This is a genomic window from Enterobacter sichuanensis (assembly GCF_002939185.1).
GTDB lineage: Bacteria > Pseudomonadota > Gammaproteobacteria > Enterobacterales > Enterobacteriaceae > Enterobacter > Enterobacter sichuanensis.
Genome location: NZ_POVL01000096.1, coordinates 1 through 6,755 on the forward strand (window position 1 = coordinate 1; position 6,755 = coordinate 6,755).

At 54.7% G+C, this 6,755-nt stretch carries 5 protein-coding genes and 1 pseudogene; 5 read left to right on the forward strand and 1 reads right to left on the reverse strand.

Going from position 1 to position 6,755, the window contains the following annotated elements; genetic code table 11:
• Positions 1–292 precede the first annotated feature (292 nt).
• The 5 genes from mrkA to mrkF all read left to right on the forward strand — a co-directional run bounded on the left by mrkA (position 293) and on the right by mrkF (position 5,828).
• Positions 293–901 (forward strand): type 3 fimbria major subunit MrkA, encoded by a 609-nt coding sequence (mrkA, locus tag C5687_RS23245; protein ID WP_020804844.1) that lies wholly within the window; start codon positions 293–295, stop codon positions 899–901.
• Between the two features lie 95 nt (positions 902–996).
• A complete protein-coding gene (mrkB, locus tag C5687_RS23250; protein WP_000820818.1) occupies positions 997–1,698 on the forward strand; it encodes a type 3 fimbria chaperone MrkB in 702 nt (233 codons plus the stop codon).
• An 11-nt stretch (positions 1,699–1,709) separates the two neighbouring features.
• On the forward strand, positions 1,710–4,193 hold the full coding sequence (gene mrkC, locus C5687_RS23255; RefSeq protein ID WP_023317262.1) for a type 3 fimbria usher protein MrkC: 2,484 nt from the start codon (positions 1,710–1,712) through the stop codon (positions 4,191–4,193).
• On the forward strand, positions 4,184–5,179 hold the full coding sequence (gene mrkD, locus C5687_RS23260) for a type 3 fimbria adhesin subunit MrkD (RefSeq protein WP_104558122.1): 996 nt from the start codon (positions 4,184–4,186) through the stop codon (positions 5,177–5,179). The genes mrkC and mrkD overlap by 10 nt, the downstream gene beginning before the upstream one ends.
• A gap of 13 nt (positions 5,180–5,192) precedes the next feature.
• On the forward strand, positions 5,193–5,828 hold the full coding sequence (gene mrkF, locus C5687_RS23265) for a type 3 fimbria minor subunit MrkF (RefSeq protein ID WP_002916122.1): 636 nt from the start codon (positions 5,193–5,195) through the stop codon (positions 5,826–5,828).
• A gap of 34 nt (positions 5,829–5,862) precedes the next feature.
• On the opposite strand, the pseudogene mrkJ reads toward mrkF, so the two are convergent.
• A pseudogene (mrkJ, locus tag C5687_RS23270) lies at positions 5,863–6,568 on the reverse strand (cyclic-di-GMP phosphodiesterase MrkJ).
• Positions 6,569–6,755 lie beyond the last annotated feature (187 nt).

Consider the following 6,755-nt stretch of genomic DNA (forward strand, 5'->3'; position numbering starts at 1 on the left):
ACACTAAATCAGTAAGTTGGCACTATTACCGCCGATTTATTCAACAAAACCGTTGGCAGCATCACCGAACAAATGTATATTTGTCGGCGAATAAATAGCATTCTTTGACGCCGATAGCACCAGCGAACTTATATTTTTAAGTTCGTTACCTGACGCCTTAAATATTGCGGCTCCCGGTCAGTCGAAGATTCTATTAGCAGTGGCATAAATCAGCATCGCCTGATGTTTCTGGTTCTATGCGAATTCACAGTGTGCTCATTGATTCGTAATTCACTCTGACAAGGAAATGGCAATGAAAAAGGTTCTTCTTTCTGCAGCAATGGCAACCGCGTTTTTTGGCATGACTGCTGCCCATGCAGCTGATACCAATGTTGGCGGCGGCCAGGTTAATTTCTTCGGTAAAGTTACCGATGTATCCTGTACTGTTTCCGTTAACGGCCAGGGCAGCAATGCGAACGTTTACCTGTCTCCGGTAACCCTGACTGAAGTTAAAGCGGCAGCAGCGGATACTTACCTGAAACCGAAATCTTTCACCATTGACGTCTCTAACTGCCAGGCTGCTGATGGCACTAAACAGGATAACGTAAGCAAACTGGGCGTGAACTGGACCGGCGGTAACCTGCTGGCTGGCGCAACCAGCAAACAACAGGGCTACCTGGCGAACACCGAAGCTTCCGGTGCTCAGAACATCCAGCTGGTGCTGTCTACTGACAACGCTACCGCGCTGACCAACAAAATCATCCCGGGTGACAGCACTCAGCCGAAAGCGAAAGGCGACGCTTCCGCTGTAGCTGATGGCGCGCGTTTCACCTACTACGTAGGCTACGCCACCAGCGCGCCGACCAAGGTAACCACCGGTGTGGTTAACAGCTACGCGACTTACGAAATTACTTACCAGTAATTCCGTCAGAAAATAAAACTGCCCCGCGATGGGGCAGTTAATAACAATAATAAAGCGGCAATGTCCGCCGCTTGTATTTTTATTCTGAGGTCAGCATGAAGCGTATTGCCCTTTTTTTCTGTTTCATTTTTAGTTTTGCGGCCCATGCCAACAATATTATTGTTAACGGTACCCGCTTTATTTATCCAGGAAATGAAAAAGAAATAACGGTACAGCTTTCAAATAACGCCGACCGTCCGGCGCTGGCGCAGGCCTGGCTGGATAACGGCGATGCCGATGCCACACCGGATACCATTACCACCCCGTTTATTATCACCCCGCCGATTTCGCGCGTTGACGCCAAGAGCGGCCAGACGCTGCGTATTAAGCTCGGTAGCAGCGCCGGTCTGGCGAAAGATAAAGAGACGCTGTGGTGGCTGAATCTGCTGGAAATTCCGCCGGTGGTGGCCAATCAGAAAAATGAAGGCCAGAACGTGCTGCAGCTGGCGATCCGTTCGCGCTTTAAATTTATTTATCGTCCTGCCGGACTGGGCAACCGCGATGCGGCGGCCGAGAAGCTGACCCTGACCGCCAGCGGCAGTAGTCTCGCCATCAACAACCCGACGCCGTTCTACATTACCGTCAGCCGTATTTCCCGCGACGGCGGTAAAGCCCTGAACAGTAAAACCGTGATGCTGGCGCCGCAGTCCAGCCAGACGGTGGCGCTCTCCTCCGCCGTCAACCGCGGCGAAACCCTGACCGTTAACAACATTAATGACTATGGCGCCGATGTCGCAGTGAAAGTGGCCGTTAAATAAGGGAGAAGCTAATGAAGCAGAGGTCATTCTGCCCGGGAAGATTAAGCACCGCGATCGCCATCGCGCTGTGCTGCTTTCCGCCATTTTCCAGCGGACAGGAAAACCCGGGAACGGTATATCAGTTTAACGACGGCTTTATTGTCGGCAGTCGCGAAAAGGTCGATCTGTCGCGCTTTTCGACCAGCGCGATTACCGAAGGCACTTACTCCCTTGACGTCTACACCAACGACGAGTGGAAAGGGCGCTACGATTTACGCATCGCGCGCGATAAAGATGGTCGGCTGGGCGTCTGCTACACCAAAGCGATGCTGGCCCAATATGGCATCGCGGCGGAAAAGCTCAATCCGCAGCTGAGCGAGCAGGAGGGCTACTGCGGTAGCCTCAAATCCTGGCGCAACGAAGAAAACGTCAAAGACAACCTGGTCCAGTCCTCCCTGCGGTTGAACATTTCGGTACCGCAGATCTATGAAGATCAACGCCTGAAAAACTATGTCAGCCCGGAGTTCTGGGACAAAGGTATTACCGCGCTCAATCTTGGCTGGATGGCGAACGCCTGGAACAGCCATACCTCTTCGGTAGGCGGGTCGGATAACAGCAGCGCCTATCTGGGCGTCAACGCCGGTCTGTCGTGGGACGGCTGGCTGCTGAAGCACATCGGCAACCTGAACTGGCAGCAGCAGGGTAAAGCGCACTGGAACAGCAACCAGACCTATCTCCAGCGCCCTATCCCACAGCTCAACTCCATCGTCAGCGGCGGGCAGATTTTCACCAATGGTGAATTTTTCGACACCATCGGTCTGCGCGGGGTTAATCTTTCCACCGATGACAATATGTTCCCGGACGGCATGCGCTCGTATGCTCCGGAAATTCGCGGCGTGGCGCAGAGCAACGCCCTCGTCACCGTGCGCCAGGGCAGCAATATTATCTATCAGACCACCGTTCCGCCCGGACCGTTTACCCTGCAGGATGTCTATCCTTCCGGCTATGGCAGCGATCTTGAGGTCTCGGTGAAAGAAGCGGATGGCTCGGTAGAAGTGTTTAGCGTGCCTTACGCTTCCGTCGCCCAGCTGCTGCGTCCGGGAATGACCCGCTACGCGCTCTCCGCCGGTAAAGTGGACGACAGCGCGCTGCGCAACAAGCCGATGCTCTATCAGGCGACCTGGCAGCACGGGATCAACAATCTGTTGACCGGCTACACCGGGGTCACCGGTTTTGACGACTATCAGGCCTTCCTGGTGGGGACAGGGATGAACACCGGCATCGGCGCGCTCTCTTTTGACGTCACCCATTCGCGGTTGAAGAGCGATGCCCATGATGACTCGGGTCAGAGCTATCGCGCGACCTTTAACCGCATGTTTACCGATACCCAGACCAGCATCGTGTTGGCGGCGTATCGCTACTCGACGAAAGGTTATTACAACCTCAACGACGCGCTGTACGCCGTCGATCAGGAAAAAAATAGTCGCAGCAACTACACCCTGTGGCGGCAAAAAAACGGCATGACCTTCACGGTGAACCAGAACCTGCCGGACGGCTGGGGCGGGTTTTATCTCAGCGGCCGTATCTCCGATTACTGGAACCGCTCCGGGACCGAGAAGCAGTATCAGGTCAGCTACAACAATTCATTTGGTCGTCTCTCCTGGTCGGCGAGCGCGCAGCGCGTCTATACGCCAGACAGCTCCGGTCATCGTCGCGACGATCGTATTTCACTCAACTTCAGCTACCCGCTGTGGTTTGGCGATAACCGCACCGCCAACCTGACGTCGAACACCTCGTTCAATAACTCGCGCTTTGCCAGCTCGCAGATTGGTATCAACGGTTCGCTGGACAGTGAAAACAACCTTAACTACGGCGTGTCGACCACCACCGCCACCGGCGGTCAGCATGATGTGGCGCTCAACGGCAGCTACCGTACGCCATGGACCACCCTCAACGGCAGCTACAGCCAGGGCGAAGGCTATCGTCAGAGCGGCATTGGCGCCAGCGGGACGATGATCGCCCACAGCGGCGGCGTGGTGCTCTCACCGGAAAGCGGCTCGACGATGGCCCTGATTGAAGCCAAAGACGCGGCCGGGGCGATGCTTCCGGGATCGCCGGGCACCCGTGTGGACAGCAATGGTTACGCCATCCTGCCGTATCTGCGCCCGTACCGGATTAACGCCGTGGAAATCGACCCGAAAGGCAGCCATGACGACGTGGCCTTCGATCGCACTGTGGCGCAGGTTGTGCCGTGGGAAGGCAGCGTGGTTAAGGTCGCGTTCGGCACTAAGGTGCAGAACAACCTCACCCTGCAGGCGCGCCAGGCGAACCACGAGCCGTTGCCGTTTGCGGCAAGTATTTTCTCCCCCGACGGCAAGGAGATCGGCGTTGTCGGCCAGGGCAGCATGATGTTTATCAGCGATGCGAACGCCAAACGCGCGATTGTGAAGTGGAGCGGCGGGCAGTGTTCGGTGGATCTGGGACAGCAAACAACAAAGGATAGCGTATGTCGCTGAGGAAATTACTAACGCTTTTTATCGTCTTAATGGCGCTGGGAACCACCTCGTCCTGGGCCTCCTGTACGCGTCTCTCATCGCCAACGGTGATGCTGGACATGGTGGTGGGCAGGGTGGTGGTGCCCCCGGATCTGCCGGTGGGCTCGGTGATCCTTACCCACGACTGGACGATGAGCGCTCCCGGCGGGGCAAGCTATCGCTGTACTTCCGGCACCAACCGCTTCGAGGCGAAGATCGTGTCGCCAGGGGCCACGGACCTTGGAAATAAAATCTACTCCACCAACGTGCCGGGAATCGGCATGCGTTTCAGCCGCGGCGGCGCAACGGTAAATATCGTCTATCCCGACGTCTTTTCGTCCCGGGTATATACCACCACCGACTATTCCCTCGAAGGGTCGCGCTTTACGCTGGAGATTATCAAAACCGCGGCAACCACCGGCAGCGGCACCCTGGTGGCGGGTAAGTACACCTCCTACGACTGGGAGAGCGGCAGTAACCCGATCCTCGAAACCTATCTGAGCGCCAGCGCCATCACCGTGGTCTCGCCCTCCTGTTCGGTGCTGAGCGGGAAAAATATGAATGTCGATGTGGGTTCCATCCGGCGCACCGACCTGAAAGGGGTTGGCACCACCGCGGGCGGGAAGGATTTTAATATTGAGCTGCAGTGCAGCGGCGGCCTGAGTGAAACGGGATATGCCAACATTAGCACCTCATTCTCCGGTACCCTGGCCACCAGCACTACCGCTACCATGGGCGCCTTGCTGAATGAAAAAGCCGGCAGCGGGATGGCGAAAGGCATTGGCATCCAGGTGCTGAAGGATGGCTCCCCGCTGCAGTTTAATAAGAAATACACCGTCGGCCGCTTGAATAATCAGGAGACCCGCTACATCACCATACCGCTGCACGCGCGTTTTTATCAGTATGGCCCGACGACCAGCACCGGCGAGGTGGAGTCGCATATGATCTTTAACCTGACGTACGATTAATACGGGAGGGGGAATGAAGGGATTGCCGAAAAACACTATCGCGTGGCTGCTATTTTGCGGCAGCCTCGCCGCCCCCTCGGCGTGGGGTTTTGAGACCAATTACGATCGCGGACGGGTCGATTTTGCCGGGCGGGTGACGGATATTTCCTGTAGCGTCGCGCTAAACGGCGGCCAGCATGCCGGCAGCGGTAATGTCTGGCTGGCGCCGGTCAGCCTGGCGGAAGTCCACGATCGCGGGGCCGGGGCGTTTATGAAGCCGCAGCCTTTTACCCTGGCGCTGTCAAACTGCCAGCTACGTCATGATGGTGGAGCAGCTTCGCAGGATGAGGTGCGTCGGGTCAGCGTGCGCTGGGTCGATGGTTTTTTACTGACGGCGGTCGGTAACGAAAACGCCGGGTATCTGGCCAATACCTTGCCGGATGGAGCGCAGAATATTTATCTGGCCCTATCGACTAACGATAATAATACTCTGGATAAGAGTAATAAAATTGTCCCGGCGGACCCGCAGCAAAATCAGGTGCGTTTGCAGGAAAGCGCGGTCAGCGGCGGCCTGTTCACCTATTACGTTGGCTATGTTTCGCCAACGCCGAAAAGCGCCACCAGCGGGCCGATTACCAGCTGGGCAACGTGGGAATTAGTTTATAATTAAGTGACGTTAAAAAGCCGGGAATTCCCGGCTTTTTTTACATGGCAATATCATCGGCGACCAGTTGTTCAATACTGACTTCCCGCCAGTAATGTCCCTGGATAGCAAACCACTCCATTCCCTGCAGCCATTCTTTATGGGCTTCGCTTTCGACACCTTCAATAATCACATTATGATGGTTGCGCGATAAAAAGGTCACCAGCGCATCCATCAGCTGGCGGCCGGACTCTTTGCGCATCAGGTGCCAGAAAAAATCCTTATCAATTTTCACATAGTCAAAGTGATAACCGCGAATAGCGTTAATTCCCGCGTAGCCGGAGCCGAAGTCGTCGAGCCACAGTGAGGTATCCTGTGAGCTCTGCCAGGCGGCAAGAGAATTATGCAGCAGTTTCGGTTACCTCGAAATGGACGCAGGTCAGGGCGGCGACTTTGGCTTTTATATCCTTCTGGCGCAACAGGTTCAGGATATGGTCATCAACGTTAATTGTTGCGGAAATATGGTTACGTAAAAACCAGGCTTTATGCTTTTCAATCAGTGCCAGTTGTTCGAGAAAAATACGTTCACGAACGGCGGCGGTAGCATGGCGGAAAAAATCTTCGGGGGAAATAGAAAGATTATCAAAGCGGCTTAAGCATTCCACCGCGACCAGAGTACCTTGTGGGGAAAACATTTTCTGAAAGACGTAGCGTACAGCGATATCATTACGAGATAAAATGTTGTCTTCGAATATTTTAGTGTTCATTATCCCTCTTCACGAGGTTAGTCAGACAATAGGCAGAGGATACATTAATTATAGGCTACCTGATGATTAATGGGAATGGCGGGAAATGTAAATCAACAGCGAATAAGTACGCTTTATCCGCTACTGATTTACCGGGAGAACATTTAGCATTGATGGAGAGCGGCAATACGCTGATGGCTTTGTTAAG

What these genes read in the sequence shown, in the direction of transcription:
- mrkA (WP_020804844.1), top strand. Translation starts at nt 293, where the DNA reads ATGAAAAAGGTTCTTCTTTCTGCAGCAATGGCAACCGCGTTTTTTGGC.
- mrkB (WP_000820818.1), top strand. Translation starts at nt 997, where the DNA reads ATGAAGCGTATTGCCCTTTTTTTCTGTTTCATTTTTAGTTTTGCGGCC.
- mrkC (WP_023317262.1), top strand. Translation starts at nt 1,710, where the DNA reads ATGAAGCAGAGGTCATTCTGCCCGGGAAGATTAAGCACCGCGATCGCC.
- mrkD (WP_104558122.1), top strand. Translation starts at nt 4,184, where the DNA reads ATGTCGCTGAGGAAATTACTAACGCTTTTTATCGTCTTAATGGCGCTG.
- mrkF (WP_002916122.1), top strand. Translation starts at nt 5,193, where the DNA reads ATGAAGGGATTGCCGAAAAACACTATCGCGTGGCTGCTATTTTGCGGC.